The organism is Bacillus sp. JJ1127, from assembly GCF_036965845.1.
Taxonomy (GTDB): domain Bacteria; phylum Bacillota; class Bacilli; order Bacillales; family Bacillaceae_G; genus Bacillus_A.
On record NZ_JBALQK010000364.1, the window covers coordinates 5,597 to 7,116 of the forward strand.

A 1,520-nucleotide genomic window follows, 5' to 3' on the forward strand; every position below is an offset into this window, starting at 1 on the left:
AATTTACATTCTATTCCAAAAAATGAAGGGAGTAATTAATCATGAAAAAAACATTAAGTCTAGCTTTGGCTACAGTTGTAGGACTAAGTTTTGGTGTTTCTAATCCCGCGTCAGCTGAAGTTAAACAACCTACTAGTAGTAACTACGAAGTAAAGAAATTAGATGATGGAAGAATTAAGGGAATTAAAAGTTTTGACTCTGCTAAAATTGAGCAAGTCTTAAAACAAATGGGATTTACTTCAAGTGATCTCTCAAAAATGTCAGATGCATTGAAGAAAGAAATTGCCCAAACTGGCGGAAAAAAAGTTAATTTAATTCCAATTGATCGAAATGAAACTAAGTCAAAAAGCCAAATCCGATATTCGGTAAATCAACCAGAATCCGTGGTAGAGAATGGGTTAACCTTTAATTTATTCGCAGTTTACGAAGGTACTGATGGTTCTAACAATCTGTATCGTATCTATTCTAATGGTTACTGGAATCAAATTCCTTATTTGAAAACAAATGATACTATCGGTATTTTTTGGGATTCTAAAGTGACCCCTATTAAAAATGCTAATTCAGCACGACAAACTTGGTTCAATCCAGATGATAATGAAGCATACTTGACTGCTAATGAATCCAGCCCTTATGGAACACAATGGAAAATACCTTTTAAAGAAGGAACTAGTATGTTTGGTGCCTATACTAATCAAAAAGTTAAAGTTCCAACTCAATATAATGGAACTGACATTGAGGTAGGAGCTGGTTTTATGCACCCTTATTCAAAACAACAAGAAAACATTCCATTTAAATTCGGTTCTGGTACAGTTGATTTTAATAATGTCAAAGGATACGGGTATACCTTAAAATATAAAATTAATGTAGGTACAAAATAGGTTTATAAAGATATTAAACTGAAAAAGAAATATTTAAAGATATTAAAATATTAGATTTATAAATTTTATGTTTCGTTATATCAATATATATTAATCAAGGAGATGATTCGAAGTGACCTTAAATCCTTCTTTTAAAAAATTAAGTATTATAACAATAGTTTGTACAATACTAATTACATTTAGTTCAATGGGAATCTTTACAGACAAAGCATCTGCATCACAACCGGGACACACATTAGTTAGAGTAGAAACAAAAGTAGTAGCTACTGATCCAAATAGTGCAGACAATGACGTCGCTCTTCTAATCGGAATTGCTGGTTTAGTTCCAGCACTACAGGGAATAAACCAGTTAGCTAAATTTATAGCAATCGCAGGGTTTGGCCTTTCTTTTAAAACTTGGTATGAGGGTCTTGATGCTGCACCAAACAGTTTTACTGTAAAAAAATATATTTATAAATCCGATGAAATCAAGAATAATAATTACTGGGGATACTATTACACTACAGTAACAAATGGGAATACAGGTGAGACGGTTACTTCAAGAACTTTCCCAATTGGAAAAACTGCATAATCTTTAGTAAGGTAAATAACATATTAAATTAGCGACTCAAAAAATTCTACTACAACAAATAAAAATAAGCT

2 protein-coding genes are annotated in these 1,520 nt (G+C 31.6%); both read left to right on the forward strand.

Annotated elements, in window-relative coordinates; genetic code table 11:
* Positions 1 to 41 precede the first annotated feature (41 nt).
* Entirely contained in the window at positions 42 to 878 is an 837-nt protein-coding gene (locus tag V7183_RS24475) for a hypothetical protein (protein WP_335361144.1), read from the forward strand.
* A 112-nt stretch (positions 879 to 990) separates the two neighbouring features.
* The gene (locus tag V7183_RS24480; RefSeq protein ID WP_335361145.1) at positions 991 to 1,449 is read left to right on the forward strand and encodes a hypothetical protein; all 459 of its coding nucleotides are present in this window, start codon (positions 991 to 993) and stop codon (positions 1,447 to 1,449) included.
* The last annotated feature ends 71 nt before the right edge of the window (positions 1,450 to 1,520 follow it).